A 26737-nucleotide genomic window follows, 5' to 3' on the forward strand; every position below is an offset into this window, starting at 1 on the left:
GTTTTCCTGACGTTGAATGTGGCTGCCTCGGGTGTCGCGCCTGGACTGCCCGTTCGGACAATGAACGTAACAAGATAGCACGGCCATCGGGCCGGCCGCGCAAGCGAGGGCGGCCTGGCAACGGTCGCGCCAGGCCTGCCTATACTTTCGTGAGAGCAGCGGGCTCGTTCGCATCGGCAAGCTCAGTCCAGCTCCTGGCGGAGCTGGCCGCCATGGGCCATTCCTGATGATGCGCAGGTGCTGCCGGCGCAACCGGCCAGAGCGCGGCCAACGCCCCTTCGCGCACGCGCGACTGCAGCAGGAGGCGGTCGGTCTTCTGGTTGGCGTTCAGCGGCCATGCATCCGCCTGGTAGATTTCCGCCGGCAGCAGCGGACGCGGCAGGCGGCCCCGCAGGAATGCCAGCAAGGCGCCCAGGTCCGCCGGCGCCGCCAGCGCCAGCGCCGCCACGATGCGCTCGCCCGGCTCCATCCAGACCGCCGCCTGGGAGGCGCCGAAATCGCCGAGCGCGCGCTCGACATCCAGCAGGCTGAGCCGCTCGCCGCCGATCTTGACCACCTGGTCGTGGCGTCCCAGCACGTGCAGGCCCTCGCTGTCGATCCTGCCCAGGTCGCCGCTCGGAATCCACTCGCCGAAGGCGTGCAGCTTGCCGTCGGGGCCGATGGTGCCGAGGGCGCTGGAACTTCCGCGGAATTCGATCGGACCGCTGGCGTCAGGGCCGGCGATGCGCAGCGCGATGTCGCCGACGGGCTGCCCGACATGGCTGACACTGCAGGTGCGTGCGCGCACTTCGGTGCAGCTCAGGCGCGGCATGGCCTCCGCGCAGCCGTAGTTGTTGATCAGGCGCGCGTTGGGAAACAGCGCGCGCAAGTCGTCGAAGGCCGCCATCGGGAACGGCGAACCGGCAAAGCTGACGCAGCGCACCCTGTCGAGCGCGGCCGTTCCACCACCCAGGCGCAGCAGCGCCGGCACCTGGTGGGACACCATGCACATCATCTCCACCCCGCTCGCCCGGATGCGCTCGACGCTCGCCGCCATGTCGGTCAAGGGCCCCGGCAGGTGCAGCGCGCGCTCCATCAGCACACTCCAGAACAACTGGTTGACGCAGGCAAAGGAATACGCCAGCGGCAGCACGACACCGGTCGAGCGCAGCGCTTCCAGTCCCTGCGCGGCGTGGATCGCCCTGGCGCCCGCCGCCAGGCGTTCGGCGCTGGTCACGATCGCCTTCGGCTCGCCGGTCGATCCACTGGTCAGCAGGCCAAGGAACAGCTCGCCGTCCAGCAGCGCGGGGACGGCCGGCCAGTCGATCCCGTCCGCGGTCAGCAGTCCGAAGCCCGGAAAGCGGGCGCGCAGCAGCGCCAGCCTGGCCGGCGGCTGGCCGGGCGGCAGCAGCAAGGGAACGATGCCGGCATCGAGCGCGGCCAGCAACTGCCACACCGCCTGCGCCGTGTTCTGCATGGGCCACAGCACGGCGCCGCGCGCCGTGCCGGACAGGCGCGCGAGCGCAGGAGCGGCCTCGACGCCGTGATCCACCAGCCGGAAACCGCCGGCGCCGGCGAGCGCCCGGGAAATGGCGTGGTGCAGCATCTCAGTACCCCTGGTAGACAAAGTGCACCACTTGCCCCTGGGTGGCGGCAAGCAGGAGGAAACCGGCGATCACCAGCGCGGTGCGCAGTACGACATTGGTCCATCTGAAGCGGATTTTCATGACAGGACTCCGAAGCTGACGATGTGCAGGTACATCTGGAGACTGGAGGCAGCCGTCGACGGATAGAACGTCAGGGCATACCCGAGGGAGACATAGACCAGCGTGGCCGCCGTGGCGCCGATGCGCCAGGGCAGGCTCGCGCGCACGCGCTGCAATCGGTGGTAGCGCGGCGCGGCATGGTGGAAGCGCGCCAGCAGCACCAGGCCCAGCCCATGGTGCATGCCCCACAGGACCCAGCCGACGGCGCCGCTGTGCCACAAGCCGATCGACAGCATGGTCGCCATCAGCGCCGGCGCCGGCAGGCGCCAGCGGCCCATGATCGGGAAGTACACGTAATCACGGGCGAAGCTCGACAGGCTCATGTGCCAGGCGCGCCAGAACTCGGCCAGGTTGGAGCGCAGCAGCGGATAATTGAAGTTCTCCATCAGCCGGATACCGAACAGGCGCGCCGTTCCCAGCGCCATGTCGGTGTAGCCCGAGAAATCGAAATAGGTCTGGATGAACTTCACCATGCAGGCGAACAGCGCCACGCCGACAGGCTGCGAGCTCAGGGAGTCGACGCCCATCTCCACCGGCGGCATCAGGGCGTCCAGCAGCAGGTCGGCCACCAGGAATTTCTTGAGGGCGCCGAACAGGATGCGCTCCAGTCCCTGGGACATGTCGGCGCTGCGCCAGTGCAGGTCGCCAAGCTGCTGGCGGAACGGGTCGAAGCGTTCGATCGGGCCGGCAGCGAACATCGGGAAGAAGCAGATATAGGCGAAGTATTCGGCAAGGCGGGCGTCGCCGAACTTGCCGCGATAGGACTCGACCAGGTAGTGGATGTGCTTGAAGGTGTAGTAGCTGATGCCCAGCGGGATCGCCCACGCGGGGAGGACGGACCCCGCACCCAGGGTGGGCAGCAGGTACTTGTAGCCCGCCAGGGGCAGCAGGCACACCAGGATCCCCAGCCACATGTCCGGACCGGATTTGCTGCGGCGCAGCCTGGCGCCCCAGGCATGGACCGCCAGCGAAAACAGCAGCATGCCGCCGATCTGGAGCACGGTCGTTTCCAGGCCCTGGCGGCTCATGCAGAACAATACCAGGAAGGCGACGCTGGCGGCCGACAGGAACAGGGTGCGCTGGGCCGGCGTGCGCAACACCAGCCAGTACAGGCCGAGGCTGGCCATCAGGAAGGGAAGATAGTAGTTCGACTGGTAGAGCATGTCAGTTCCCGGCGGCGCGCCAGCCTGCGATCTCGCGCAGCAGCTGGGACGACCACGCATCGCGTCCGCTCGGGCCGAGGTGGACGGCATCGATGAAATCATCCTGCGTCAGCGCCAGCTTGCCGGACATGTCCACGTAGCGCACGCCATGCCGGTCGGCGAGCGCCTGCACGGCCTGCCGGTAGGGCCGCCAGGCCGGCGCGAAGGTGGTGTGCAGGTCGCTGTCCAGGTGCGGGGCTTCCAGGAAAACCAGGGTCGCACCCTGGCGCGCGCAAAGCCGGGCGATCGCATCCACGGCGGACAGGAGAGCGGACAGGTTGTCCTTGCCGGCGTCGAGGGCGCGCCGCAGGTCCTGCCTTTGCCTGCGCATGCCTTCCGCCGACACCTGGCCCGTATAGGACGATTCGAGCGGCTTGATCGGCGCCGCGCCATACACCTGTCCGGCAACCTGGCGCGGCAGGGCCACGTGCAGGTAGCGCCCCAGCAGGTTCCGGGCGCCCAGCAGGATCTGCCAGCGCTGCTTCAGCCAACCGGACGCGGCTGGCAGCAGCCCGGGATGGGACGCGGCGAAGCGCTGCGGATTCTGCAGGAACACGCCGCTGGCCAGGCGCGCGCCCTGGTTGTCGTTGTCGAGCAGGGTGACGCCGACCGACAGGACCACCAGTTGCCCCGGACGCAGCGCCTGCTGCTCGAGCAGGAACAGGCTTTCGACCGGCGACTGGTCGATGCTGGCCAGCTTCGAGACCCGCAACTGGCCCGCCTTGCGCCAGGTGGCCTCGTCCCACTGGGACTCGCGCGCGGCCGAGCTTCCGAGCAGCAGGACCTCGGCCTGGGCGCGCTGCGGCGACCGGGCGCGCGCCAGCGCGAACACGGTGGAATCCTTGGCGTTCAAGGCGTAGGCGTCGATCGGCGCCAGCCGGGCCGGATCGACCCAGACCTCATCGGTCACCAGCGCACAGGCCAGCATGGCCGCCAGGACCAGCGCCGCGCCCACCGTGCCCCAGGCGCGGCCGGGCAATGGCGTCCACACGCACTCGACGCTCGTGGGTTCGACCCGGATCGGTCTCATGCCGCTACCCGCGTTTTCGCGCGATATAAGCGAGGATGCGCTCCAGCGAGTCCCAGTTGTCGAGGGTGATGTCCTCGGCGGGAACACGGATGTCGAAGCGCTTTTCGGTGAATGCGATCAGCTCGATCAGGCTCATCGAATCGATGATGCCCGCTGAAAACAGCGGTGCGGTGGAGACCAGCTCGCCGGGAGCAAGATAGGCGGAGGTTTCGATATGTGAGGCAAGGCTTGCAGCTTCTTCGGAGAACAGGAGATTCATCGTGGAGTCCGCAATAAAAAGTGTTCAGTTGAATGCTCTAAAAAACGGGCTGCCGGCTCCTGCAACTATTCAGCTAGCGCCATCGGCGGTGAGCAGACGGCGTTCGAAGTGTGCATGTCTTCCCCGGTGCACATTCTTCTATCAATGCCAAATCGACATGAATTTGAGTCGAATTTACATAACTTTTTGATATCTTATATTTACTTCAAATCTACTTTGCCTATTAGTCGCTGTCAATCTTGATACGCGAGTGTGTAGTTAAAAAGCAAGCACCTGACGGATGATCGCGCTGCTCGAGGCGCGTCCGGCCAGCGCGCCGGCGCCGCAGATGAGGGCCGCCTGACAAGCTTGCGGAGACCATCCGCGCACCAAGCTGCACATTTTTGAAAAATATGTGGAATTAAATTATGCGAGAATAGGATTTTTCTGAATATCATTTTCCCGAGCTGCCATGAAATACGCCTCACTGCACGACTTCCTGCAATACATTGCCGAAAGAAATCCCGGCCAACCGGAATTCCTTCAAGCTGTCACCGAGGTGATGGAAAGCTTGTGGCCCTTCATCGAACAACACCCCAGGTATGCCGACCAGGGCCTGCTCGAGCGCCTGGTCGAGCCGGAACGTGTCGTGATGTTCCGTATCTCCTGGGTGGATGACCACGGCCAGGTGCAGGTGAACCGCGGCTACCGCATCCAGCACAGCATGGCCATCGGCCCCTACAAGGGAGGGCTGCGCTTCCACCCTTCGGTGTCGCTGTCGGTGCTGAAATTCCTGGCGTTCGAGCAGACCTTCAAGAACGCCCTGACGACCCTGCCCATGGGCGGCGGCAAGGGGGGATCGGACTTCGATCCCAAGGGCAAGAGTGCCGGTGAAGTCATGCGTTTCTGCCAGGCCTTCATGAGCGAGCTGTTCCGCCACGTCGGCGCCGACACCGACGTTCCCGCCGGCGACATTGGCGTAGGCGGGCGCGAAGTAGGCTACATGACCGGCATGATGAAAAAACTCAGCAACCGCGCCGATTGCGTATTCACCGGCAAGGGCCTGAGTTTCGGCGGCTCGGTGATGCGTCCGGAAGCCACCGGGTACGGCACCGTGTACTTCGCGGCCGAGATGCTCAAGACCCGCGGCCGTTCGTTCGAGGGCCTGCGCGTCAGCGTCTCCGGGTCCGGCAACGTCGCCCAGTACGCTGTGGAAAAAGCCATGGCACTGGGCGCCACGGTCCTCACGGTGTCCGACTCCAGCGGCACGGTCATCGAGCCGGAAGGTTTTACTCCCGAAAAGCTCGCCATCCTGATGGAAGTGAAGAATCACCTCTACGGCCGTGTCAGCGACTACGCGGCGCGCACCCAGGCGCGCTTCGAAGCCGGCGTGCGTCCATGGCATATTCCCGTGGACGTCGCCCTGCCATGCGCCACCCAGAATGAAATCGACGTCGACGACGCCGCCACCCTGATCCGCAATGGCGTGCTGTGCGTTGCCGAAGGCGCCAACATGCCTTCGACGATCGGGGCTGCCAAGGCGTTCGAGGCGGCCGGTGTCCTGTATGCCCCGGGCAAGGCCAGCAACGCCGGCGGCGTCGCCACCTCGGGCCTGGAAATGAGCCAGAATGCCGAGCGCATGTCCTGGCCGCGCGAGGAAGTGGACGCACGCCTGCTGCAGATCATGCAAAGCATCCACCAGGCCTGCCTGCAGCACGGCCGGCGCGCCGATGGCAGCGTCAGCTATGTGGACGGCGCCAACATCGCCGGCTTCGTGAAAGTGGCCGACGCCATGCTGGCCCAGGGCGTGATCTAGGGAACGGCCGGGTCAGCCGGGCGGCTGTTGTTTCCCGAACAGGAGCTGCCACAGGCGTCCTCCGCGCCTGTCCTCGCCGGTCAGCACGTACTCCAGCGCGTTCGCATTCTGCAGCGTCAGGTGCAGTGAAGAGCGGGCATCGTGCTGGCCGGCGACCAGGAGCGCGTCTTCCGCCTCCAGCGCGAAGTCGTCGCCCGGCAGGAGAAAGGATTTGCCCCGCCTCACGATCATCAGCACGACGGCGGGCAAGGCCCGTTCCCACTCCCCGTTATTGCGCATCAGCTGCCCGACACAGATCGGCTGCTCGCTCATCAGCGTCTTGTGCACCGCAGGTGCGAGCAGGGTTTCGATCTCGACGTCCCACACTTCCGGCACGCGGCCTTCGCAGATCTCTTCGAGCCGCGCGCAGACCTGCTTGCTCCAGCTTTCATCGGCCATGCGTACGGCGCTGAGGAAGCGGGCGAGGAGCGGCGTGGTGATGATCGAAATGCACTCCTGCGCCACGACGCGGGTATGGACCATGCTGAAATCGGCCTTGAAGGCGTCGAACAGCATGTCGTTGGCGGCCTGGTTCTGGCGCGTCACGACGAAGATGTTCGGATTCAGCTTCTTGGCCATCACCGCGATGGACAGGTTGCTGATGTCGTTGTCGCTGCCCGCCACGATGCCGAGCGCTTCCGCGATCCCGGCTTCCTTCAGGACGCTGGCCTCGGTGCCGATACCGCGCAGGATGCCGGCATTCGCCGGTCCCTCGTACTTCGGATCGATCACGGAAATATCGATGCCGGGCAGGTCCAGGTAGCGGCACACGGCGCTGCCGAACAGGCCATAGCCGCAGACGATCCAGCGTCCCAGCGGCGGCCGGTGCACTTCGGGCAGGGGTGTGTCGGGCAGCCCGGTGAGGATCTCGATCAGCCGGAAGCGCTCCGGCGAGGAAATGGCCAGCGCCAGGTATTCGGCGAAGCGCTCGTAGGCATTCACGATATGGTGGGTGCCGAACGAGGCCATGTTCGCCGCCACCAGCGGATTGCGCACACGGGCCAGCACCGGCATCCCGGGAGCGAGCAGGCGCACATTGATGGCAATCGCGAGATTCGCCTGTTCGTCATTCGTCACGGCCAGCACGCCGCGGCATTGCGGGTGGCACAGGCCCGCCATCAGCAGATAGCTCGACGCGCTGGCGTCGGCCGCGAGCACCGGATCGTTGGTGATGAAATCCTCCATCGCCAGCTCTTCCACCCGCAGCACGTTCTTCTCCAGGATGGCGAAGTCATAGCCCAGGACGTCGAGGGCGCGGCATATCAGGCTGCCGGTCTCGCCACAGCCGCAGATCAGGTAGAAAGGCATGTGCATGTGGCGCACGCGCCGGGCGAAGCGGGAATCGGTCAGGGCCTGCAGGAAGGCCTTGTCCTGCAGCAGGGCCAGCACCTTCACGATCGCATAGGTCCAGGCGATGACGGTCATGTAGATGCAGACCGTGACCCACAGGCGCTGGGCATCGGAGAAAGCCCAGGGTATCTCGCCGAACCCGATGGTGGTGGCGGTGTAGCTGATGAAGTAGAAGGCATGGAAAAAGCTGAGCGGCGGCCCCGGCGTGCCATCGGCATTCTGGCCCGGCACGATGGTCAGCACCAGCACGCCCACCGTGTAGAACACGATCAGCACGATCAGGGGGGCGCGCATGCGCCGCAGGATCAGGAAGATGACGCTGTTCACGCTGGAGCTCTTAACGCCGCATCATGACGGTTTCGACGATCAGCATGATGAGCGAGACCAGGTTGGCCAGCAGCGCCCCTCCGGACAGGGAGACCACGCTGGACGTCATCTCGGGAGTCATGCCGGTGCCGGTGACATGCACTGCAACGGTCCAGACGACGGCGGCGGCGACAAGCTGGATATCGGCGACCAGGCTGGTCGAGAGCAGCACCGCGCCGATCTGCGTGCGGTCGCCGAACTTGAGGACGGTCGCGATCATGTTGACGACGATGGCCGCGAACAGCTCATAGATGTTGTGCAGCTCGGGGCGGTCGATATCGCCGATAAAGAAGCCGAAGTTCAGCGTTGCGGCAAACACGATGAAGAACGCAAAGATCACCTTTTCGAGGTTCATACCTTACCTCTGCATGCGATTGGTTGACTGCATCGGCACGCGGATGCCAGCGCCGGCCAGGGCGATGATGGCGAGCCCGGCGAACATGGTCACGAGGCCTTGCCATGAACTGGAATCCAGAGAGCGCACATTCACCTCGGCGAGCGTGGTCGACAAACGTACTGACACTGTAGTGTAGTAGCTATCCGGTTCTGGCAGCGTTCGGGACCGAAGGCCTCCCCGGGCCACGGGGAATCCGGCAGTGGAAAGCAGGACGCCACCTTCCGGTGGCGCTCGTTCGTGGCCGCGGCGCTGTCGTCCGCTTACTTGACCCGCGTGTAGGTGGTTTCCATCCACTTGACGTTCTTGCCGTCGGGACCGGGTCCCCACATTTCCATCGTGTGGCTGTCATGGCCGGCGATGGTGTACAACATGGTGTAAGGCGCTTCCTTGCCGCTCATGGGGTCGGACATCGTGCCTTCGTACTTGAGGACATTGCCGTCCAGGGCGCCGCGCGCCGTCGTCGTGCTCGTGCTCATGGAGTCGATCCAGGTGCCGAAGTATTTCCCGACGACGTTGTCATAGCCCATGGTGCCCAGGCCGGTGAAGGGCTGGCCGCGGTAGGAACCCTGGAAGTTTTCCTGGAGGTAGCGATTGCCCATGATCCACTTGCGCTCCGAGGTGCCCGTGCTCTCTTCCGGCGGTTGCGCGGGATCCATCCAGGCCCTGGTCCGGATCTTGAACCTGCCGGCCAGCGGCTCGAGCTTCTTGTGGGCGGCGCCGGGCACCCCGGCCTGCATCATCTTGTCCATCATCGCTTTTTCTTCCGCGGAGGGTGCGGGCTGTTTTTTCGCTTCCTGCGCCGGCGCCTGGACGGCAAACACGATGCCTGCGACAACGAGCAGGGACTGCGCGACACTGTTCGACTTCATGGAATCTCCTGAGCGGCAGGGTTGGTGGAAGTTCATTGTGTCCCCCTCCCGGGCGGAAATCAACTCGGCGGTTCAGGCGGGTATAATCCCGCCCAACCTCCCCGCCACCTCCCGGTGGCGTTTTGCTTTCAAAGGCTTCCTATGCACCCGCTTCCTCCCTGCCCCCAATGCCAGTCCAGCCTGACCTACGAGGACGGCACCGGCCAGTATGTCTGCCCCGAATGCGGACACGAATGGCCCATGACTGCCCCTGAAGCCGCGGCCGAGTCCGCGCGCGTGTACCGCGATGCCGCCGGCAATATCCTGCAGGATGGCGACACCGTGACCGTGATCAAGGACCTGAAGCCGAAAGGCTCGGGCGGCGTGATCAAGCAAGGCACCAAGGTCAAGAACATCCGCCTGGTCGACGCCGACCACGACATCGACTGCAAGATCGAAGGCTTCGGCGCGATGAGCCTGAAGTCTGAATTCGTCAAGAAAGTTTGATAAAGCGCAAGCCAGAGACCTACGAAACCTGGAATCCTGACCTATACTCCAATCGCGATACCCGCATTACCCGCATCACTCACACCAGGCAGCGATGCCGGAGGGGAGAGTCATGAGACCGCGATTCGTATTGCTTGCCACTGCCGCAGCGTCCGTCCTCGTTGCCGTGCCGTCCACGGGGGTCCAGCGCGCCCCCAGGCCCGTTGCCTTCGATCCCTTGTTCGCCACCGGCGCCGCCTGCGCCCCGGCGCGGGCGGGACGTCCGGCCCTGCTCGACCACCTGATGCTGGCGCAGGTGGAGACCCGGCCCTTCCAGCCGGGCCAGCAGCCGCCCGCCAAGGCGCCACCGGCCCAGGCCGGCCCTCCTCCGCTGTACGACGATCTCGGCACCCTGCACGTGCCAATCACGACCAGGAATCCCAAGGCGCAGGCCTTCTTCGACCAGGGCATGCGGCTGAGCTTCGCGTTCAACCATGCCGAAGCGGCGCGCGCCTTCCGCGCCGCGCAGGCGCTCGATCCCGCCTGCGCCATGTGCTACTGGGGCGAGGCCCTGGCGCTGGGCCCCAACATCAATGCGCCGATGTTCCCGGAAGCGGTCGCGCCGGCGGTCCAGGCGGCGGCCAGGGCGACCCGCCTTGCCAGGGGCGCCACGCCCGTCGAGCAGGCCCTGATCCGGGCCGTCGCCCGCCGCTACAGCGCCGACCCGGGCGTGGAGCGGGCCGCGCTGGACAAGGCCTATGCCGACGCCATGACCGAGGCGGCGCGCGCCCATCCCAACAACGACACCGTCCAGGTGCTGTTCGCCGAATCGCTGATGGACCTGGCGCCCTGGGATTACTGGGCTTCCGCCGGAACCCAGCCCAAGAACCGCACGGCCGAGATGGTCGATGCGCTCGAGCGCGTTCTCGAACGTAACCCGAGCCATCCGGGCGCCGCCCACTATTACATCCACGCGATGGAAGCCTCGGCCCACCCCGACAAGGCCCTGCCCGCCGCACGCGTGCTTGCGCGCCAGATCCCCGGGGCCGGCCATATCGTGCACATGCCTTCCCACATCTATTACCGGCTCGGCATGTACCGGGAAGCGCTGCAGTCGAACGTGGAAGCGATCGCCATCGACGAGAAGTACTTCTCCGGGTCGCCCAGCGACCCCGTCTACCGCGGCGCCTACTACCCGCACAACATCCACTTCGTGATGGTGTCGGCGCTGATGGGCGGGGATGGCAAGACGACCCTGGATGCGGCGGGCAAGCTCGACCAGGCGGTCGGCCCCGATGTGGTCAAGGCCATCGGCGCCCTGCAGCCGGTCAAGGCGGCGCCCTACTTCGCCCACGTCCAGTTCAGCAGCCCCGACGTGCTGGTCGCCCTGCCCGACCCCGGGTCCGACCTGGTGCTGGTCAAGGCGATGTGGCACTACGCGCGCGCGATCGGCCATGTCCGCAAGGGTTCCGTCGACGCCGCCAACCGCGAGATCGCCGCCATCGACCGGATCGAGCGCAGCGCCGACTTCAAGCCGCTCACCGACTGGGCCATCCCGGCACGCGAAATCGTGCAGACCGCCAGGGCGGTGGCGCGCGGCCGGGTCGCCGACAAGCAGGGCAAGCTGCCGGAAGCCATCGCCGCCTACCGCGAAGCCGTGGCGATCCAGGATGCCCTGCCCTACATGGAGCCGCCCTACTGGTACTACCCGGTGCGCCAGTCGCTCGGCGTGGCGCTGCTGCGCGCGGGCCAGCTCGACGGCGCCGAACAGGTGTTCCGCACCTCGCTGGCGCGCACCCCGAGCAACGGCTGGGCGCTGCGCGGGCTGATGGAGGTGTACCGCGTCCGTGGCGATACCGCCGCGCTGGCGGCTGCCCAGCAGCGCTTTGCGAAAACCTGGCTGGGCAAGCCGGAAGGGCCGGCCCTGTCTTCGCTTTGATCGATCGCCGGAGAGCCTGCGAGGCCGCCTGTCTCCTCGCCTGCGCTCCGGCAAGCATCTTGCAACGTCGCAACTCAAGAACACGCCCGGCATGAGCTGTTGAGTCGCCGATACGCCACAGTTATCCCTTCAGTGAATTGTGCGCACCATCTTGGTGCTAGCTTGGCAGTCTCTCTATTCTATGGAGGTTGCCATGAAACCCGTTTCGTGCTTGTCCGCCGTGATGTTTACCGCCCTCGTGGCGCTACCCTGCGCCGCCCAGACCACTGCCACCCTGACCACCAGTGGCATGCTGTCCGGGGGCTACGACGGCATCGGCCTGTTCGTCGCGCCCGAGTCCAGCCTCGCCGGCTTGCAGTTCACGCTGTCGCTGAGCGTCAACCTGACGCGCATGTCGGGCAACCGGATCGGCGGTGAAAACTGGGTCGGCAACGGCGGCTTCGGCAAGCCGATGCTCGCTACCGGCGAGCTGACGATTGCCGGCCGCAGCTACTCCTGGCTGATCGACTCGGGCAGCGCCACTGCCGGCCTGTCGAGCAATCGCAATGCGGTCGGCATGAGCACGAATGGCAAGAACATGCTCGATGCGAACAACATCTGGATGAGTGAATTCATCCAGCCGGACGCCAGTTCTCCCCGCTTCGTGTTCGGCACCGATTTCGCCCAGACCATCGTCTTCGACGGCTACACCCTGGCGCCGGCGACGTCGACCGGCCTGTACTTCGAAACCACGATTCCTTATATCCCGTGCAATGAATGCCCCGGCGCAAGCGGCCCGGCGGTCTTCACCACCTACCTGGAAGCGGACAATCCGCGCGCGGTCTGGACCGCCAGCCCGGTGCCGGAACCCGCACGCTACGGGATGCTCGCCGCCGGGCTGGGCATGGTCGGCCTGGCGCGCCGCCGCGTGCAAGCCATCCGTGCAGTTGCCTGAACCAATCCAGGAATGCGAACAAGGAGAACCAACATGAGTACAAGCATGATCAGGCTGGCAGCCGCCGTCCTCGCTGCGTCCGCCATTTTCCCGGCACAGGCCGACACCGTCACCTTGAGCACCACCGGCACCGTCGCGACCGGCATCGACGAGCTGGGCCTGTTCGGCGCCAGCGGCGCCCTGCTCGACGGGCAGATGTTCTCGCTGTCGATCTCGGTCGACACCGATGGGCTGGTACAGCGTCCGTCGACCTGGGGCCAGGGCGGCACCATGAACGAGGCGCTCCAGGATCCTTCCCGGCCGACGCTGGTCACTGGCCAGGTCAGCGTGGGCGGCGGCAGCTACGCCTGGACCGTCGACGACGCCCGGTTCGCCAGGGTCGCGCTTGCCGCGGCCGGCGCCGGGAGCCAGGACCGGCCCGATATCGCCTCGGTCTCCGGCTACGGAATCGCCGGCGACGGCGCGGCCGTGAGCGCGACCAGCGAACTGCACACCTCGATCAAGGGCAATCTGCCTTTCGTCGGCCTGACCGATTTCGACCAGCAACGCAGCTTTAACACCTTCGACAACCTGCTGCTGTCCAGCTCCCTGTTCCATGCCTCGCTCGGGCCGGGCGAAGGCGACAACGCGGGGGCGACGACGCTGCTCACCTACTTCAGCTCGGCGGACCGGCTGGGTTCCGCGACCTGGAGTTACGTCAGTCCGGTGCCGGAGCCGAAGCACGCCTGGATGCTGCTGGCCGGTGCAAGCCTGGTCGGCTGGTCGATGCGGCGCTCCAGGACAAGCTGACATCGGGGTTCCACGCACAAACCTCCTGAAAGAGACAATTGCATTTATGATACGGGCACTCCATGTTCTTCAAAGGCCCACGATGATCCACAAGACACTGACTGCCGTGTTTTTCCTGCTCAGCCTGCACGCCAGTGCCGCGCTCGCCGATGCCCCTGGCGCGCGCAAGACGCTCGCCACCATCCCGTCGCTCGACGTGAACCGCTACATGGGCAACTGGTACGAGATCGCCAGGTTCCCGAATGACTTCCAGAAGAAATGCGTTGGCGACACGACCGCGACCTACAGCCTGCGCGCCGACGGCCAGGTGCAGGTCGTCAACCGCTGCCGTACCAAGGATGGCGGCGCCGAGGTGGCCGAGGGCGTCGCACGCCAGATCGGCGAAGAGACCTCGCCGAAGCTGAAAGTCCGGTTCGCGCCGGCCTTCCTGTCCTTCATTCCCATGGTCTGGGGCGACTACTGGGTGATCGACCTCGACGACAACTACCAGCTGTCCGCCGTCAGCGACCCGAAGCGCAAATACCTGTGGATCCTGTCGCGCACCCCGCAAGTCGACCAGGCCGCCTATGACGCCCTGCTGGAGCGGCTGTCGGCACAAGGACTCGACCTGTCGAAGCTGGTGCGCACCACCCAGGGCCAGGAGCCGCGACCCGCGCAGCAGTGAGCGGCAGGCAATCTTCCCTGTCGCGCTGGCGGGCCGTCCGGCCTACACTGAGCACATGACTGGTTCGACCATCCTGAATCTTCCCCTGCGCGGCCTGCGGGCGCACACGGCTGTGCTGGCCGCCCTGCCCGCTGCCCTGCTGTTCCCGGGCAGCGCCGGCGCCTTGCCGGCGCCCGGCGACGGCGCCGCCCGGCTCACCGCGCTGGTCAATGCCTACCGGGCAGCGCCCGGTTCCTGCGCCGGACGTCCCGCGGCGCCGGTCGCGGCCCTGCAGGCGCATCCGGCGCTGGCCAGTGTGCGCATCGGCCCTGCCACCTTCATCGAGAACGCCCTCGAACGGGCCGGCTACGCGGCCGAACAGGCCGAGGCCATCTCGGTGACCGGACCGGAAGACGCCGCGGCCGCCATGCATGTGATGCAGCAGAAATACTGCCGGACACTGCTGAGTACGCGCTTCGCCGCGATCGGCACTGTCCGCAGCGGCAACGAGTGGACCGTCGTGCTGGCCCGTCCCGCGCCGCCGCTGCCGTCGAGCACCTATCCCGACTGGCGCGACGCCGGGCGGGCGGTCCTGGAGGGCGTGAACGCTGCGCGCGCCAGCGCCCGCCACTGCGGCAGCCAGCATTTCCCGCCGGCGCCGCCGGTGCGCTGGAACCCGTCCCTGGGCGAGGCCGCGCTGGGCCACAGCCGCGACATGGCCGCGCGCCGCTATTTCAGCCACCAGGCCAGGGACGGCAGCATGGCGGCCGAGCGCGTGCAGCGCGCCGGCTACCTCTGGGGGCGCGTGGGCGAGAACATCGCCTTCGGGCCGCACTCGCCCGAGGAAGCCGTGGCGGGCTGGCTCGACAGCCCAGGCCATTGCGCCAACATCATGAACCCGGGCTTCACCGAGATGGGTGCGGCCTACGGCGTCGCCGCCGGGCAGCGGCCCGGCATCATCTACTGGACCCAGGTGTTCGCCCGCCCGCGCTGATCCTCCGGGCGCGCCTGCCGTGCCTCCCCAAAAGCCGGCTTCGGCTAGACTTCCTCCGACAGCCGCACGGCCTTCACGACTATCGCCCATGCAACCACAGCTCGGTCTCGTCTGCATCACCACCTCCAAGGATGTCCGCTACCGCGCGCTGACGCGCAAGCGGCTGCTGGAGCAGTCGGAGGACGGCCAGCGCCGGCTGCTGGAAGACATCTATCGCGACAACATCCAGACCTTCGACGCCGCCATGCGCTTTTGCGAGCGCGAAGGCATTGCGCTGTACCGGCTGCCGTCGTCGATCTTCCCGTTCGCCGACGAGCCGCTCGGCCGCGAGATCCTGGAACGATTCGCGCAGACGCTGGCCCGTTCGGGACGGCGCGCCCTCGAGCGCGGCATCCGCCTGGTGATGCATCCCGACCAGTTCGTGGTGCTGAATTCCGATTCGGAAGGCGTGGTCGCCAACAGCGTCAAGATCCTGCGCATGCACGCCGACATCATGGACCTGCTGGACCAGCCCCGCTCTCCCTGGGCGCTGCTGGAAATCCACGGCGGCAAATCGAAGCGCGCCGACGCGCTGGTCGAGCGCATCGCCGCGCTGCCGGATGGCATCCGCTGCCGCATCGGCCTGGAGAACGATGAATATGCCTACGGCGCCGATGAGATCCACGCGATCTGCCTGCGCGCCGGGGTGCCGATGGTGTTCGACGCCCACCACCACGTCGTGCACGACAAACTGGACAGCTACGAGCACCCGAGCGTCGGCGCGATGCTGCTGAAGGCGCGCGCCACCTGGCGCGAGCCGGCGCACCAGCTGGTCCATATCTCGAACGGCCGCAGCGGCTTCAACGACCGCCAGCATGCGGACCTGATCGCGACCATGCCCTCGTCCTACCGGATGGCGCCGTGGATCGAGATCGAGGCCAAGCTCAAGGAAGAAGCGATCCGCGGCCTGAGCGGCTGGTACGCGCAGGCGGGCTAGCGCAGCACGCCGTCGAGCCAGGGAAGGATGACGCCGGCCAGCCGCTCCGGCGCCTCGAGCGGAATCATGTGGCCGCTGTCTTCGATGACGACCAGGCGCGCGCCGGGAATGGCGGCATGCATCTCCTCGGACTCGTCGAGGCTGCGCAGGCGGTCCTGGGCGGCGGCGATGACCAGGGTCGGGCAGCGGATCTGGTGCAGGAGTTCGAGGTCGCCCGCCCGCTCCAGCACCGACTGGCGCCGGAAGGTGTCGCCGCCCAGCCGCACGCCCATGGCGCGCACCTTGTCGATCAGCGCCTCGTTGTTGCCTTCCTTCGGATGCAGCGAGGTCGCGATCGCGGTGCGGCTCAGGCCCGAGAACGACACCGAGGGCGCCGCCTTCGCGATCACGCCCTTGCGCTGGCGCTGGGCCGGCGAATCGGCGCGGGTGGACGTGGCGATCAGCACCAGCGCCCGCACCCGCTCCGGGGCCTGGCGCAGGATCTCGCGGGCGACATAGCCGCCCATCGAAAAGCCGATCAGGACGAAGGACGGCGGGGCGCTGTCCAGCGCGCGGCGCGCCATGGCGTCGATGGTGGAATCGTGACGCAGGTCGGCGTGCACCAGCGGGCCATACGGCGCCAGCCGGTCGCTCACGTCGTCCCAGAGCGTCTCGTCGAGCATATAGCCGGGAACGAGCAGGATGGACATCGTTCCATGATAGCAAAGGCGCGCGCGGCGCGCCGATGCCATGGCATGCCCTTCACGGCCGGATCAGGCGGCGATCGGCGCGGTGCGGCGCGACTCCCGCGCCACGGCGCGTGCGGCCAGCGCCTGCAGTTCGGCGGCCAGCTGGTCCACGCCGTCGGCCACGCGCACCGCGATCGGCGGCGCCAGCCGCAGTCCGGCGGCGCTGTCCTGCCCGACCTGCTCCGAGGTCGCATAGATGCTGGGCAGGATGGAACGCGGCCACATCGAGGCCAGCACCGGCCGCAGCGCGTAGTCCAGGGCCAGCAGGTGCGACTGGCTGCCGCCGGTGGCGATCGGCAGCACCAGCTTGCCGGCCAGGCCGTCCTGCGGCAGCAGGTCGAGGAACAGCTTCAGGATGCCGGTGTACGAGGCCTTGTAGATGGGGGTGGCCACCACGAGCGCGTCGGCGTCGCGCACCAGCGCCACGGCGCGCGCCAGCTCCGGATCCGCGGTGTCGGCGCGCAGCAGGGCCGGTCCCGGCAGCTCGCGCACTTCCAGGCGCGCCGTGCGGTGGCCGTGCAGCGCGAGCTTTTCCCCGATGTGCAGCAGCAGCCGGCTGCACGAAGACTGTGGCGACGGGCTTCCGCCCAACAGGACAATACTCATGATGTGGTTCCGTTCTCCTTAAGCGACCTGCACAGCGTAAGGCGCGCGCCAGGGCAGGCAAACGAATTGTTTCGCTCATGGATATGCGATTGCTGCTTTAACTTTTCGCGTATATCGAAGGCCATATTTCTTCGTTCACGCGACGGCGCCTGCGATGCACACTGGGCTCATCGATCAACAGCAGGAGCCTTCCGTCCATGTCTTCATCCCTGCACCAGCTGCGTCCTTCATCCCGGGACACGCCTGCCGATCCGCTCGCCGTCGCCAACAGGCTGGCCGAGCGTTTCGCCGCCACCGCCGTCGAACGCGACCGCGCCGGCGGACATGCGGCGCACGAGCGCGAACTGATTCGCGACTCGGGGCTGCTCACCCTGTCCATCCCCACCGAATTCGGCGGCCAGGGCGCCGACTGGGCCACCGTCAACGCCTGCGTGCGCACGCTCGCGCAGGCCGACAGCGCGCTGGCCCACGTCTTCGGTTTCCATCACCTGCAACTGGCCGGCATCCAGCTGCAGGGCAGCGAACTGCAACAGCGCAGCCTGCTGACCGCCACCGTGCGCCAGCGCCTGTTCTGGGGCAACGCCATGAACGCGCTGGACAAGCATACCCGCGCCATTGCCGGCCCCGCCGGCTACACGCTGGACGGCGTGAAGAGCTTCTCGTCCGGTTCGGTCGGTTCGGACTGGCTGACGGTGTCCGCCTGGGACGCGCATGCCGGCGCGTCCCTGGTCGCGGTGCTCCCGACCGCGCAGCCGGGCGTGCAGGTGGAAGCCGACTGGGACGCCTTCGGCCAGCGCCAGACCGACAGCGGCAACGTCCGCTTCGACAAGGTCTACCTGCCCACCGCCCTGGTGCTGCAGGCGCCCGGCCAGGCGCCGGGCGTGCGCGCCACCCTGCGCTCGCAGGTGACGCAGCTGGTGATGGCCAACCTCTACCTCGGCATCGCGCTGGGCGCCTTCGACGCCTCGCGCAGCTACACGCTGGAACATGCGCGCCCCTGGTTCGCCGCCGGCGTGGACGACATCACCGACGACCCCTATATCCAGCACCGCTACGGTCAGCTGTGGCTGTCCCTGCGCCCGGCCGTGGTGCTGGCCGACCATGCGGCGCGCCTGCTCGACCAGGCCTTCCGCAAGGGGCGATCCCTCACGCCGCGCGAACGCGGCGAAGTGGCGATCGCGACGGCCGAGGCCAAGGTGCTGGCGCACCAGGCGGCGCTCGAGGTCAGCAACCAGATGTTCGAGCTCACCGGCGCGCGCGCCACCACCTCGCGCTTCGGCTTCGACCGCTTCTGGCGCAATGCGCGCGTGCACACGCTGCACGACCCGGTCGACTACAAGCTGCGCGACCTCGGCCGCTATGCCCTCGATGGCCGCCTGCCCGACCCGACTTCGTATTCCTGACATCGTGGACGCCGTCTCCTCACCCCTGCCTGCCGGCCGCGCGCCCCTGGTCCGGATCGACAACGCCAGCAAGGCCTACCTGCTGCCCGGCGGCCGCCGCGTCGAGGCGCTGCGCGCGGTCTCGCTCGAGATCCGGCGCGGCGAGATCTTCGGCGTGATCGGCCGCAGCGGCGCCGGCAAATCCACCCTGCTGCGCCTGATCAACCTGCTGGAACGCCCGGACAGCGGCAGCGTCACCGTCGCCGGCCAGGAGCTCACGCGCCTCGGGCAACGCGACCTGCGCGATGCGCGGCGCCGGATCGGCATGATCTTCCAGCAAGCCAACCTGCTGCAGAACGCCACCGTGTTCGAGAACGTGGCCTTCCCGCTGCGCCTCCACGGCGCCCTGAACGCGCCGCGCCTGGCCGCGCGCGTGGCCGAATGCCTGGAATGGGTCGGCCTGGCCGACCAGGCCGGCAGCTACCCGGCCCGGCTTTCGGGCGCGCAGAAGCAGCGCGTGGCCATCGCCCGCGCGCTGGCCGGCCAGCCGGAGGTGCTGCTGTGCGACGAACCGACGTCCGCCCTCGATCCGGAAACCACCCGCGCGCTGCTCGACACCCTGCGCGACATCCACCAGCGGCTCGGCGCCACGATCGTCATCGCCAGCCACGAGCTGCCGGTGCTGGGCAGCCTGTGCCACCGGGTGGCGGTGGTCGAGGACGGCCGGATCGCCGAGCAGTTCGCGCTCGGCGACCGCAGCGCCCCGCGCAAGACGGCGCTCGGGCGCGAACTGGCGTTCTACGGCACCGAAGGCTGCGCCGCCGTGCCGGGAGCGCTCCATGCCTGAACGCCTGCTCCTTCTTGCGCCCGAACTGGGGCGCGCGTTCGGGGAGACCCTGCTCATGCTGGGGATCGGCCTGTGCGCCGCCGCCGTCCTAGGCGGCCCGCTGGGCGTGGCCCTGTTCCTGGCCGGCGAAGGCGGCTCCGCGCGCCCCCGGCGCGCCGGCCAGGCCCTGGGCTGGCTGGTGAACACGGTGCGCGCCTTCCCCTTCCTGATCCTGGTGGTGGCGCTGGCGCCCCTCACCCGGGTGCTGGCCGGCACCGCGATCGGCCCGCTGGCGGCCGCCGTGCCGCTGTCCTTCGTCGCCGTGCCCTGTTTCGCGCACCTGGTCGAACAGCAGCTGCGCGAGGTGCCGCGCGGCGTGATCGAAGCCGCCCATGCGATGGGCGCCTCGCGGCTCCAGGTCGTCACCCGGGTGCTGCTGGTCGAAGCGCGCTCGGGACTGGTGCTGGCGCTCACGGTGCTCGCCATCAGCTTCCTGTCGTATGCGGCGGTGGCCGGGGTGGTGGGCGGCGGCGGCATCGGCGACCTCGCGCTCCGCCATGGCTACGAGCGCTTCGAGGCCGACGTCATGGCGGTCACCGTCGCCATCCTGGTCGCGCTGGTGCAGCTGATCCAGTTCGGCGGCGCCCGGCTCGCGCGCCGCCTCGACAAACGCTGAGGCGCCGTTACCCGGGAAGCGCGCGGCCTAGGTGTTGCGCATCTGCGCCTGCGACACGTTGCTCCCCGGCGGCACGCTCTGGGTTAGCCAGACATTGCCGCCGATGGTCGATCCGGCGCCGACCGTGATGCGGCCCAGGATGGTGGCGCCGGCGTAGATCACCACGTCGTCCTCGACGATCGGGTGGCGCGGCGTACCCTTCACCAGCGCGCCGCTGTGGTCGGTCGGGAAGCGCTTGGCGCCCAGGGTGACGGCCTGGTACAGGCGCACGCGCTCGCCGAGGATGGCCGTCTCGCCGATCACCACCCCGGTGCCGTGGTCGATGAAGAAGCTGCCGCCGATCGTGGCGGCCGGATGGATGTCGATGCCGGTCAGGGAATGGCCGATGTCGGCGACCAGGCGCGCCAGGAAAGGCACGCCGAGGCGGTACAGGCAGTGCGCCAGCCGGTGGTAGAGGATGGCGATGGTGCCCGGGTAGCACAGCATGATTTCCGCCACCGAGGTGGCGGCCGGGTCGCCCGCCAGCGCCGCCTGCACGTCCGACACCAGCAGCGCGCGGATCGCCGGCAGGCTGGCCGCGAAGTCGCGCGTGATCGTGCGCGCGCGCTCGACCAGCTCGGTTTCCTCGCCCTGCTCGTGCTGCGCCGAGAAGCGCAGCGCGCGCCGCACCTGTTCGGCCAGCCGGTCGAGCGTGACGGTCAGCGTGTCGCCGACGAAGAAGTCGATGCTTTCGTCGTTCAGGTCGGGGCGCCCGTAGTGGGTCGGGAACAGCGCCGCCGAGACGCCGTCGACGACCTGCTTCAGGACGTCGCGCGAAGGCAGTTCGCGCACCCGTCCCTGGTGGCGGATGTTATGGGTGGTCTCGCGCGAGGTGCGCAGCGCGTCGATGATGGGCCCGAGGTGCCAGTGCACCGAGCCGCCGGATGGGGGAAGATCGCTGTTCATTCGCCGAGCCTATCCGATCCCCGTGCTGCGCTCTACTATTTTCTTTTTATTTTGATATGCATTTTTCGAGCACGGAAAAAGGCCGTTCGCGGTCCGTCCATGTTCGCCGCTCTCCCCTTCGGCCGCCTGGCTTGCCCAAGTCTTGCTTATCAGGCACCATCCAGAACACATATTCCCTTTTAGTCGAGTTCAATCATGAATCTGCCTGCCCACCAACTCAGCATGACAGTGCTGATGACGCCCGATACGGCCAATTTTTCGGGCAACGTCCACGGCGGCACCATCCTCAAGCTGCTCGACCAGGTCGCCTACGCCTGCGCCAGCCGCTATGCCGGACGCTATGTCGTCACCATGAGCGTCGACCAGGTGACCTTCCGCCAGCCGATCCACGTCGGCGAACTGGTGACCTTCCTGGCCGCCGTGAACTACACCGGCCGCAGCTCGATGGAAATCGGGATCAAGGTGGTGGCGGAAGACATCCGCGGCCAGTCGGTGCGCCACGTGAACAGCTGCTTCTTCACGATGGTGGCCGTGGACGACGACCGCAAGCCGGTCGCCATCCCGCAGCTCGAACCGGGCACGCCCGACGAAAAGCGCCGCTGCGAGGAAGCCAAGGGCCGGCGCGAACTGCGCCTGAAACTGGAGCACCAGCATGCCGAGCGCATTGCCGGCCGTGCGTGACTGTTGCGACACGGATTGTTTATCCCGCGAAAACGCTGCTATAATGGCGCTCTCCTGGCCTGGTAGCTCAGTTGGTAGAGCAGAGGATTGAAAATCCTTGTGTCGGTGGTTCGATTCCGCCCCGGGCCACCAAGAATAAAAAGTGAAAACGCCGACCCATGCAGGTCGGCGTTTTCGTTTTCAAGAAGCACCTCCGTGCGTTCGGTCCATATCCGGCAAGCGTCAAGCACCCAATGCACTAGGCTTTCGCCAGCAGCAAACCTACCAAAATGACAATCAAGTAGAAGCGCTGTCACCCGTGCATCTACTAGCCTTCTATTACTTCCCAGCAGCCTTGGCAGCTTTCTCGACCCAATCACCCAAATTGGTGAAGCCGTCGTCTGCATTCCAACGATAGAAATCGTAGCCGACAGGAATTTCTCCGCACCGCTCAGTAGTATTGCCGTTAAAGTCTTTAATTTTGCTGATATCAATGCCAAGCAAACCGTTGCCCCTGAGCTTGCTTTGCTCAATTTCATACGCGACCCACTCGCTATCGCAGGTATTCTCTCCCACAAGAACGACGGTCACAGAGGTTCCTTTCATCTGTTCGTCGATCCAATTCTTGATAGCTTGCTTACCCTTTCGTTTTACTTCTTCAAAATCCGCTTTGTCGATAAAACCAGCGGCTTCTTTACCCTTGGTAATCGCGCTATTGCGAACAACCATTGCGCGCGTAACGTCTTCGTATTTAAAGCTAAAGAAAACCTTCCTTGCCATTTATCTCTCCAAACAAAACTACATTGACTCAATCTACATGGTCTCCGCGACACAAGCAGGCCACATTCTTTTTATGGAATTTGGTCGCGTCTCTCCGTAGCCGAAATACCCAGTTCTTCGTGAAACAGTCTTGCAAAGTCAATTCGATCCCCAGCTTGCCCCAGTTGATCAGCTAAATTTAGCGCAGCGCCGCCGGGTGAGCGAAGGGCCAACACCTTAGCCTGCGGGTGCATTTTCTGAAACATAGAGCTCTCAGTGATAACGCCATCCATCCCGCCTACAAACACTGCTGACTCGAAAGTGCCGGACAACATTTCGGTACGCATTTTTAGAAGGCTTTGCTCCCGATCGCCGTCAACTGCGTCGACCAGTACCACGTTTCCAAATCGTGCATTTTCAGCCGGGAAATAATCGGCGAATAACTTGCTCTGATATAAAGTAACAGTCTTGGAATATTCCACCCCAAGTTCCTCACATACTGCCCAGACCATTGGAGTAATGGCAGGATGCCCGCCCCAAACTAGGAGTCGACGCCCAAGGCAGACAGTCAGCAACTCGCGGATCGCGAACTGGATAAGAAACGGATTGGCGGTCAGGTGAAAGTCTCCTCGGCCCGGCTGTGGAATACTTGCTGAAAGGAATATTCGGCGCATCAATTTGCCTCCCAGCCGCCAAGATCCCAGGCGGCATCAGTTTTCTTAATCCATCGAGCGCCGGGAACTTTTTGCGCCAACCAATTCATATGAGATTGCCAACTACGTTTCAAACCAAAATGATCATATACGATCGCACTTTCGTCCGCTCCTGCCCGTTCGAAAGTTTCCTGCAGGATGGTCGACGTCGGCACCCCAATTGTGGGTTGCACCATCAGCTTCCGACCGGAGCGCAAGGTTAAATATATCGTCCTATTGGGTCCAATACCGTCAATTTTCCCTTCCACTTGCTGAACAGCATCCTGAACCGCAGTCACCATGCTTAGGTGCCTTGTAGCATGACTCAGGCTTCGGACATCCTCTAGTTGTGCGCAAACCCTATCGATGGCGGACGTCGCAAATTGTCCTACCGCGTCGAGCTCTTCAGGGATAACTTCAACCAAGCTTGCCGTGCCAGTATGGATCGAGGGCGTGGTGTCCGGCCACTGAATACGCAAGACACCAATTCCTTTTGCCAAAGCTCTTCCGTATTCGGCGCTCGTCCAGCGGCTTTCGAAATACCCCGGTGTTTCCAGCATCACCAGTACGTCAACATCACATAATTGATGCCACAGGGTTTCCTGAAAGTCGACAGCCGGGCCGATGCCTTGGGTATCGAGAAAAACCTCGAACTGTCGTGACGATAACTCAGCAAACAGTTGCACTGCTGCTGGCGTAGCCTCATTTCGCCTGTAGCTTAAAAAGACCCGCCTTTGTCTTGGCAGCAGGCCAAGACATTCAAGAAGTGCATGGAAAATGCGTTCCGGCGTCACCTTATCCGCAAAAAGGCAATTCAACCGGCGCAGCGGTGGTGGGATTTCGGTCATTACAGCAGCATCACTAGACGCAATCGGCAATATTGTCATCGCTTCACAGTCAATTACCTTTGCAATGTCCACATCGACTGAACCAATACCTCCGAAGAAAATTGCTGCAGCTGCGGCTCTGCTACCGGGTCTAAATTCTTCCGGCTGGATGGTCAACGCAATGTCATGTCCCAACTTGAGTTGAAATTGCCCGCATGCGACGTGCAACAGTTCTTGAAACTTAGCGAGCTGTTCGGCGGTGGGCGCGCCCAAGACTGCGAGTTCGTAAAGCGCCATCTAGTCTCCGATTGAGTGAGATATTCAACTGCTGCACATTGGTGCACCTGATGAGGTAACCGAGCCCTCCCAGTACTGCGCGCGAAGTGCTACCTGCTACAAGTTTTTGACAAAACTCCCACCCGTGGTTTGACCTGCAGGGAACAGCGCAAGGCCACCAACGTCGGCTGGCGTGATCTGCTGATACAGCTGCAGATACTCATTCCCGTGATGCCTTCCGGAAGTGTCTGTGGTTGGGATCACTGCAATGCGTCCCACCGGCTTCTTACCATCTGCATAACCAATTTCCCACGGACACCATCTTGATGCCGTGGAGTTCGCGGTTGCTAGAAACAGGAACCAATCTGCGGACACAATACGGCTTTGGATACGACTTGCGGTCACTCGATTAGGCGACGCTGGCATGTCGGCATCCTGCCAATCGATATAAACCTCCCATCCCGCCTCGTGCAGCAAAGTCTGAAGGCCTTCGGCAAGCGTCCGATCCAGGTGCGAGTGGCACAGGAACGCCGTGGGCTGGCCCGAGCGCGCCACAACACTCTTACGGATGACGCCCCGTGATGAGGCGCGAGTTAACTCCGATTGCAATATAGGCATGTGAATCCATTCAGTTGCATTGAGGGAAAATCTACATAAAGTATAGCAATAAATGGATTGCAACAGCATCAAGTAGTTTGCAAAAAATCCATCAATTGCCGCTCAACGACCGCAGGTAAGCACGTCAAATAGCTGGCCGAGAATCCATCAAGATAGTGCTAGTATGCAACTTCCTTAGACTATCCATGCAGCCGGAGAAACCGCCCATGACGAAGAAGCAAGACTCGACGAATCCAACGCCAAAACCAACGCCGACGCCTGCACCAAGTAATCCTAGAGATGGAGTCTTCCCGGGGGATTGGGCCAAGTGGAAAAAGAGGTAACCCCTCCTCCGGAACGCCCCCGAATCGCCGCCCATCTCTCGCATATATCATTCTGATGGTTGATCCCAGCCAAAGCCCAAGCCCCTACAAGGTCTTGGGCTTTTTCTTTATGACTACACAGAAAAGGCAATCCATCAATGATGAAAACCACGGCCAAACCAATCTGGTCAGGCAAGCAGTATCGCCGCGCAGCCAACCCCATTCGGAATATCAGTATCGCCGTCGCCAGCATCCTGTTCGCGTCGCTCTCGGGCCCAGCGTCTGCCGCGCCCACCTGCAGCGCCTATATCCCCGCCATTAACAAGGCGCTTGCTAGCTACTTGGCCGCCATCGGCCCGCGTGCGATGAAGAACGTCAGCCTGGATGAATTCGGGAATATGGTCGATCCGATGTGGGGCCGCCCCATCGTCAAGCTCGATACCTACGTCCTGCCGGAATCGATCAGCAAGAAGCTCTCCTACCGCTTCACCGACGCCGCCACAAAAGGCATACGCACCGCCAACGGGCGGACGGTCTGCAACTTCAGCTACGAAGCCAATGACGGCTTCAAGATAGAGAAGGGCTACGTCAACTTCGATGTGGAGCCTTTTTCGAAGGCAACCGAGGTGGTGATGTACGTCAGCCCCGGCGAAGCGAAAAGCGGCATCCAGTTCACGCCGGAGGGGTTTGCCCAAATGATCATTAACTCCGCCGTGCGCAAATCGCTGGCTAGCGCCCCTCAATACAAAGGGAAGTTCAACGTGGCTTTCTGACGCAAGCGCTCTAGCAAACATAGCCCGAATGGCCCAGGCCCTTCGGGCTTTTTCGTTTCAGGTACCCGAATGACCAAGCCACCAAATACAACCCTCAAGGCAAAGCCTGCATCACAAGCCAGCACAGCGCTGAAGACACTGCGCGCCAATGCCATCTTCAAGACCGCCAAGTCCAGCCCCCTTCGCAGCCTGGATCTGAAGTTCTCACTGAAATATCGCCGCTAACCAGCCCTCTACACAAAAGGAAAAACATGAACGCAAAAGCTACCAAGCCAAACAGCGATACCGTACAGACAACGCCAGCAGCAGAAAGCGACGCTGGCGTTACATACTGGCTGCTCAAGGAAGGTAAATGCAAAAAGCTCGGCAAGAACGCCGAAGGCGGCATCACTTATCAGGTACTCGCGGATGCCGATCGCCAGCAGCTCTATATCGCCATCACCGGCAACGAAAGCGGCGGCTACTTCAGCCGCGAGCGCGTGCCGATCGACAAAATCGCGGCCTGCCTGAATGCGCTCCCTCCCGATAAACCTTTCCCATCAAAGGCGCTCAGAGACACATTTATCGGACGCAGCAGCAACAACTCGGGCTTCGCAATGGCCGTACTGCGTAATGAAGGACTAAGTAGTCTCCGAAAATTTTGAGTTAAACTCAGATCGGAGACTGCTGCAGGAGTCACTGCGATGAAACTGTTAATGTTGTCCGATGCCGAGCGTCGGACGCTGCGGGACATGGGGATTTTCCATCCTCATCCACGGGCACGTATGCGCGCCCAAGGCATCTTGCGGTTGAGTCAGGGACTGACCCTGCAAGAGACTGCTGACGAGTTCTCGGTGCATTTGAACAGTGTCGAGCAATGGCGCCAGCGTTGGAAC

At 64.6% G+C, this 26737-nt stretch carries 31 protein-coding genes and 1 tRNA gene; 17 read left to right on the forward strand and 15 right to left on the reverse strand.

Annotated features, from left to right (window positions below; all coding sequences use genetic code 11):
• Positions 1-139 precede the first annotated feature (139 nt).
• From H162_RS0117840 to H162_RS31210, 4 genes are all read right to left on the reverse strand, one after another.
• On the reverse strand, positions 140-1585 hold the full coding sequence (locus tag H162_RS0117840) for an AMP-binding protein (RefSeq protein WP_020654854.1): 1446 nt from the start codon (positions 1583-1585) through the stop codon (positions 140-142).
• 117 nt (positions 1586-1702) lie between these two features.
• On the reverse strand, positions 1703-2908 hold the full coding sequence (locus H162_RS32740) for an MBOAT family O-acyltransferase (RefSeq protein WP_020654856.1): 1206 nt from the start codon (positions 2906-2908) through the stop codon (positions 1703-1705).
• A 1-nt stretch (position 2909) separates the two neighbouring features.
• On the reverse strand, positions 2910-3977 hold the full coding sequence (locus H162_RS0117855) for an SGNH/GDSL hydrolase family protein (protein ID WP_156885675.1): 1068 nt from the start codon (positions 3975-3977) through the stop codon (positions 2910-2912).
• Positions 3978-3981: 4 nt separating this feature from the next.
• Positions 3982-4236 (reverse strand): phosphopantetheine-binding protein, encoded by a 255-nt coding sequence (locus tag H162_RS31210; RefSeq protein WP_020654858.1) that lies wholly within the window; start codon positions 4234-4236, stop codon positions 3982-3984.
• Between the two features lie 451 nt (positions 4237-4687).
• Between H162_RS31210 and gdhA the strand changes: the two genes are divergently transcribed.
• Positions 4688-6031 carry an NADP-specific glutamate dehydrogenase gene (gene gdhA, locus H162_RS0117865; RefSeq protein ID WP_026354792.1) on the forward strand — a complete coding sequence of 448 codons (1344 nt, stop codon included), beginning with the start codon at positions 4688-4690 and terminating at the stop codon, positions 6029-6031.
• 12 nt (positions 6032-6043) lie between these two features.
• Here the strand turns inward: gdhA and H162_RS0117870 are convergent, their stop codons facing one another.
• From H162_RS0117870 to H162_RS32745, 4 genes are all read right to left on the reverse strand, one after another.
• Positions 6044-7747, reverse strand: a complete 1704-nt coding sequence (locus H162_RS0117870) for a potassium channel family protein (protein ID WP_020654860.1) — start codon at positions 7745-7747, stop codon at positions 6044-6046.
• Positions 7748-7757: 10 nt separating this feature from the next.
• Positions 7758-8141, reverse strand: a complete 384-nt coding sequence (locus tag H162_RS0117875; RefSeq protein ID WP_020654861.1) for a DUF6394 family protein — start codon at positions 8139-8141, stop codon at positions 7758-7760.
• 3 nt (positions 8142-8144) lie between these two features.
• Entirely contained in the window at positions 8145-8297 is a 153-nt protein-coding gene (locus H162_RS34140) for a hypothetical protein (protein WP_020654862.1), read from the reverse strand.
• Between the two features lie 146 nt (positions 8298-8443).
• Positions 8444-9052 (reverse strand): DUF1579 domain-containing protein, encoded by a 609-nt coding sequence (locus tag H162_RS32745; protein WP_020654863.1) that lies wholly within the window; start codon positions 9050-9052, stop codon positions 8444-8446.
• Between the two features lie 141 nt (positions 9053-9193).
• Between H162_RS32745 and H162_RS0117890 the strand changes: the two genes are divergently transcribed.
• The 7 genes from H162_RS0117890 to H162_RS0117920 all read left to right on the forward strand — a co-directional run bounded on the left by H162_RS0117890 (position 9194) and on the right by H162_RS0117920 (position 15792).
• Entirely contained in the window at positions 9194-9538 is a 345-nt protein-coding gene (locus H162_RS0117890) for a zinc ribbon domain-containing protein YjdM (protein ID WP_026354793.1), read from the forward strand.
• Positions 9539-9650: 112 nt separating this feature from the next.
• Complete coding sequence (locus H162_RS0117895) at positions 9651-11456, forward strand: tetratricopeptide repeat protein (protein ID WP_026354794.1); 1806 nt, start codon at positions 9651-9653, stop codon at positions 11454-11456.
• Positions 11457-11649: 193 nt separating this feature from the next.
• Positions 11650-12390, forward strand: a complete 741-nt coding sequence (locus tag H162_RS0117900; RefSeq protein WP_169444518.1) for a PEP-CTERM sorting domain-containing protein — start codon at positions 11650-11652, stop codon at positions 12388-12390.
• A 33-nt stretch (positions 12391-12423) separates the two neighbouring features.
• On the forward strand, positions 12424-13179 hold the full coding sequence (locus H162_RS0117905; protein ID WP_156885677.1) for a hypothetical protein: 756 nt from the start codon (positions 12424-12426) through the stop codon (positions 13177-13179).
• A gap of 82 nt (positions 13180-13261) precedes the next feature.
• On the forward strand, positions 13262-13843 hold the full coding sequence (locus H162_RS0117910) for a lipocalin family protein (RefSeq protein WP_020654868.1): 582 nt from the start codon (positions 13262-13264) through the stop codon (positions 13841-13843).
• Positions 13844-13898: 55 nt separating this feature from the next.
• Positions 13899-14816 (forward strand): CAP domain-containing protein, encoded by a 918-nt coding sequence (locus tag H162_RS0117915; RefSeq protein WP_020654869.1) that lies wholly within the window; start codon positions 13899-13901, stop codon positions 14814-14816.
• A gap of 88 nt (positions 14817-14904) precedes the next feature.
• A complete protein-coding gene (locus tag H162_RS0117920; protein WP_020654870.1) occupies positions 14905-15792 on the forward strand; it encodes an apurinic/apyrimidinic endonuclease family protein in 888 nt (295 codons plus the stop codon).
• Here H162_RS0117920 and H162_RS0117925 read toward each other — a convergent pair.
• Both H162_RS0117925 and ssuE read right to left on the reverse strand, forming a co-directional pair.
• Positions 15789-16481, reverse strand: a complete 693-nt coding sequence (locus H162_RS0117925) for an alpha/beta fold hydrolase (protein WP_020654871.1) — start codon at positions 16479-16481, stop codon at positions 15789-15791. The two genes, H162_RS0117920 and H162_RS0117925, sit on opposite strands and share 4 nt — an antisense overlap.
• A gap of 63 nt (positions 16482-16544) precedes the next feature.
• Complete coding sequence (ssuE, locus tag H162_RS0117930) at positions 16545-17126, reverse strand: NADPH-dependent FMN reductase (protein ID WP_040787655.1); 582 nt, start codon at positions 17124-17126, stop codon at positions 16545-16547.
• Between the two features lie 197 nt (positions 17127-17323).
• Here ssuE and H162_RS0117935 point away from each other — a divergent pair, with 197 nt between their 5' ends.
• Genes H162_RS0117935 through H162_RS0117945 form a run of 3 tightly spaced genes read left to right on the forward strand, consistent with a single transcriptional unit; the run spans position 17324 to position 20010 of the window.
• Positions 17324-18529, forward strand: coding sequence for an acyl-CoA dehydrogenase family protein (locus H162_RS0117935; RefSeq protein WP_020654873.1), 1206 nt, complete (start codon positions 17324-17326; stop codon positions 18527-18529).
• A gap of 4 nt (positions 18530-18533) precedes the next feature.
• Complete coding sequence (locus tag H162_RS0117940; RefSeq protein ID WP_020654874.1) at positions 18534-19355, forward strand: methionine ABC transporter ATP-binding protein; 822 nt, start codon at positions 18534-18536, stop codon at positions 19353-19355.
• Positions 19348-20010, forward strand: a complete 663-nt coding sequence (locus H162_RS0117945) for a methionine ABC transporter permease (RefSeq protein WP_020654875.1) — start codon at positions 19348-19350, stop codon at positions 20008-20010. The genes H162_RS0117940 and H162_RS0117945 overlap by 8 nt, the downstream gene beginning before the upstream one ends.
• A gap of 27 nt (positions 20011-20037) precedes the next feature.
• Here H162_RS0117945 and epsC read toward each other — a convergent pair whose 3' ends face one another.
• The gene (epsC, locus tag H162_RS0117950) at positions 20038-20955 is read right to left on the reverse strand and encodes a serine O-acetyltransferase EpsC (RefSeq protein ID WP_020654876.1); all 918 of its coding nucleotides are present in this window, start codon (positions 20953-20955) and stop codon (positions 20038-20040) included.
• Positions 20956-21150: 195 nt separating this feature from the next.
• Here epsC and H162_RS0117955 point away from each other — a divergent pair, with 195 nt between their 5' ends.
• Together H162_RS0117955 and H162_RS0117960 are read left to right on the forward strand one after the other, a co-directional pair.
• A complete protein-coding gene (locus H162_RS0117955) occupies positions 21151-21636 on the forward strand; it encodes an acyl-CoA thioesterase (RefSeq protein WP_040787657.1) in 486 nt (161 codons plus the stop codon).
• Between the two features lie 56 nt (positions 21637-21692).
• Positions 21693-21768 (forward strand) — tRNA-Phe (locus tag H162_RS0117960).
• 186 nt (positions 21769-21954) lie between these two features.
• Here the strand turns inward: H162_RS0117960 and H162_RS0117965 are convergent.
• The 4 genes from H162_RS0117965 to H162_RS33300 form a co-directional block, all read right to left on the reverse strand.
• Complete coding sequence (locus H162_RS0117965) at positions 21955-22395, reverse strand: TIR domain-containing protein (protein ID WP_020654878.1); 441 nt, start codon at positions 22393-22395, stop codon at positions 21955-21957.
• Positions 22396-22466: 71 nt separating this feature from the next.
• A complete protein-coding gene (gene thcA / locus H162_RS0117970) occupies positions 22467-23048 on the reverse strand; it encodes a Thoeris type III anti-phage system protein ThcA (protein WP_026354797.1) in 582 nt (193 codons plus the stop codon).
• The gene (thcB4, locus tag H162_RS33295; protein WP_084677051.1) at positions 23048-24190 is read right to left on the reverse strand and encodes a Thoeris type III anti-phage system protein ThcB4; all 1143 of its coding nucleotides are present in this window, start codon (positions 24188-24190) and stop codon (positions 23048-23050) included. Before thcB4 ends, thcA begins: the two co-directional genes overlap by 1 nt.
• Positions 24191-24286: 96 nt before the next feature.
• Positions 24287-24856, reverse strand: coding sequence for a toll/interleukin-1 receptor domain-containing protein (locus H162_RS33300; protein WP_229452129.1), 570 nt, complete (start codon positions 24854-24856; stop codon positions 24287-24289).
• 391 nt (positions 24857-25247) lie between these two features.
• On the opposite strand from H162_RS33300, the gene H162_RS0117980 reads away from it, so the two are divergent.
• From H162_RS0117980 to H162_RS33305, 4 genes are all read left to right on the forward strand, one after another.
• Positions 25248-25862, forward strand: coding sequence for a hypothetical protein (locus H162_RS0117980; RefSeq protein ID WP_020654881.1), 615 nt, complete (start codon positions 25248-25250; stop codon positions 25860-25862).
• Positions 25863-25931: 69 nt separating this feature from the next.
• Positions 25932-26087 carry a hypothetical protein gene (locus H162_RS34145; protein ID WP_156885678.1) on the forward strand — a complete coding sequence of 52 codons (156 nt, stop codon included), beginning with the start codon at positions 25932-25934 and terminating at the stop codon, positions 26085-26087.
• Positions 26088-26113: 26 nt separating this feature from the next.
• Positions 26114-26506 (forward strand): hypothetical protein, encoded by a 393-nt coding sequence (locus tag H162_RS32750; RefSeq protein ID WP_020654882.1) that lies wholly within the window; start codon positions 26114-26116, stop codon positions 26504-26506.
• A 39-nt stretch (positions 26507-26545) separates the two neighbouring features.
• A partial coding sequence (locus tag H162_RS33305; RefSeq protein ID WP_020654883.1) for a helix-turn-helix domain-containing protein occupies positions 26546-26737 on the forward strand: 192 nt, incomplete at its 3' end.

The organism is Massilia niastensis DSM 21313, assembly GCF_000382345.1.
GTDB classification, from domain to species: domain Bacteria; phylum Pseudomonadota; class Gammaproteobacteria; order Burkholderiales; family Burkholderiaceae_D; genus Telluria; species Telluria niastensis.

Coding starts and splice junctions, on each gene's coding strand:
- H162_RS32750 (WP_020654882.1), top strand. CDS start 26,114: ATGAACGCAAAAGCTACCAAGCCAAACAGCGATACCGTACAGACAACG.
- epsC (WP_020654876.1), bottom strand. CDS start 20,955: ATGAACAGCGATCTTCCCCCATCCGGCGGCTCGGTGCACTGGCACCTC.
- H162_RS32745 (WP_020654863.1), bottom strand. CDS start 9,052: ATGAAGTCGAACAGTGTCGCGCAGTCCCTGCTCGTTGTCGCAGGCATC.
- H162_RS34145 (WP_156885678.1), top strand. CDS start 25,932: ATGACCAAGCCACCAAATACAACCCTCAAGGCAAAGCCTGCATCACAA.
- H162_RS0117965 (WP_020654878.1), bottom strand. CDS start 22,395: ATGGCAAGGAAGGTTTTCTTTAGCTTTAAATACGAAGACGTTACGCGC.
- H162_RS33300 (WP_229452129.1), bottom strand. CDS start 24,856: ATGCTGTTGCAATCCATTTATTGCTATACTTTATGTAGATTTTCCCTC.
- H162_RS0117920 (WP_020654870.1), top strand. CDS start 14,905: ATGCAACCACAGCTCGGTCTCGTCTGCATCACCACCTCCAAGGATGTC.
- H162_RS0117840 (WP_020654854.1), bottom strand. CDS start 1,585: ATGCTGCACCACGCCATTTCCCGGGCGCTCGCCGGCGCCGGCGGTTTC.
- H162_RS31210 (WP_020654858.1), bottom strand. CDS start 4,236: ATGAATCTCCTGTTCTCCGAAGAAGCTGCAAGCCTTGCCTCACATATC.
- H162_RS0117945 (WP_020654875.1), top strand. CDS start 19,348: ATGCCTGAACGCCTGCTCCTTCTTGCGCCCGAACTGGGGCGCGCGTTC.
- H162_RS0117875 (WP_020654861.1), bottom strand. CDS start 8,141: ATGAACCTCGAAAAGGTGATCTTTGCGTTCTTCATCGTGTTTGCCGCA.
- H162_RS32740 (WP_020654856.1), bottom strand. CDS start 2,908: ATGCTCTACCAGTCGAACTACTATCTTCCCTTCCTGATGGCCAGCCTC.
- H162_RS0117890 (WP_026354793.1), top strand. CDS start 9,194: ATGCACCCGCTTCCTCCCTGCCCCCAATGCCAGTCCAGCCTGACCTAC.
- H162_RS0117915 (WP_020654869.1), top strand. CDS start 13,899: ATGACTGGTTCGACCATCCTGAATCTTCCCCTGCGCGGCCTGCGGGCG.
- thcA (WP_026354797.1), bottom strand. CDS start 23,048: ATGCGCCGAATATTCCTTTCAGCAAGTATTCCACAGCCGGGCCGAGGA.
- ssuE (WP_040787655.1), bottom strand. CDS start 17,126: ATGAGTATTGTCCTGTTGGGCGGAAGCCCGTCGCCACAGTCTTCGTGC.
- H162_RS0117935 (WP_020654873.1), top strand. CDS start 17,324: ATGTCTTCATCCCTGCACCAGCTGCGTCCTTCATCCCGGGACACGCCT.
- H162_RS0117955 (WP_040787657.1), top strand. CDS start 21,151: ATGAATCTGCCTGCCCACCAACTCAGCATGACAGTGCTGATGACGCCC.
- H162_RS0117895 (WP_026354794.1), top strand. CDS start 9,651: ATGAGACCGCGATTCGTATTGCTTGCCACTGCCGCAGCGTCCGTCCTC.
- thcB4 (WP_084677051.1), bottom strand. CDS start 24,190: ATGGCGCTTTACGAACTCGCAGTCTTGGGCGCGCCCACCGCCGAACAG.
- H162_RS0117900 (WP_169444518.1), top strand. CDS start 11,650: ATGAAACCCGTTTCGTGCTTGTCCGCCGTGATGTTTACCGCCCTCGTG.
- gdhA (WP_026354792.1), top strand. CDS start 4,688: ATGAAATACGCCTCACTGCACGACTTCCTGCAATACATTGCCGAAAGA.
- H162_RS0117980 (WP_020654881.1), top strand. CDS start 25,248: ATGATGAAAACCACGGCCAAACCAATCTGGTCAGGCAAGCAGTATCGC.
- H162_RS0117925 (WP_020654871.1), bottom strand. CDS start 16,481: ATGTCCATCCTGCTCGTTCCCGGCTATATGCTCGACGAGACGCTCTGG.
- H162_RS0117910 (WP_020654868.1), top strand. CDS start 13,262: ATGATCCACAAGACACTGACTGCCGTGTTTTTCCTGCTCAGCCTGCAC.
- H162_RS0117905 (WP_156885677.1), top strand. CDS start 12,424: ATGAGTACAAGCATGATCAGGCTGGCAGCCGCCGTCCTCGCTGCGTCC.
- H162_RS0117855 (WP_156885675.1), bottom strand. CDS start 3,977: ATGAGACCGATCCGGGTCGAACCCACGAGCGTCGAGTGCGTGTGGACG.